Here is a 371-nt window from a genome sequence, read left to right as displayed (position 1 = left end):
GCTGTTTCACGGTCCTGTTCGGGATGGGAAGGGGTGGGACCAGCTCGCTATGGTCATCAGGCATGACGGGTTGCTGCGTCGCAGGATTCTGCGCCACAGCCAATCGGGAAGAAGCGTAAAGAGGGTGTTGCTGAATTGGGGTTGTGTTGTTTCAGGCACAACACACATAGTGTGGGTTCTACGTAAATGCTGAAGCATTAACGTAGACCGACACGTGATCTCAACCTGTGCGCCCTTCACTCCACAGCGGGAGGGAGGCACACCTGTTATAGGATCAAGCCTTACGGGCAATTAGTATCAGTTAGCTTAACGCATTACTGCGCTTCCACACCTGACCTATCAACGTCCTGGTCTCGAACGACCCTTCAAGG

The 371-nt window shown here is 53.4% G+C and carries 1 rRNA gene; it reads right to left on the bottom strand.

What is annotated here, in order from left to right:
• Positions 1-270: 270 nt before the first annotated feature.
• Positions 271-371: ribosomal RNA gene (locus tag AB4Y44_RS42525) — 23S ribosomal RNA — on the bottom strand; the annotation flags it as partial.

Source organism: Paraburkholderia sp. BR10937 (genome assembly GCF_040965695.1).
Lineage (GTDB): Bacteria > Pseudomonadota > Gammaproteobacteria > Burkholderiales > Burkholderiaceae > Paraburkholderia.
The sequence above is the reverse complement of the archived record's forward strand: the minus strand, read 5'-3'. Positions and strand labels throughout refer to the sequence as shown.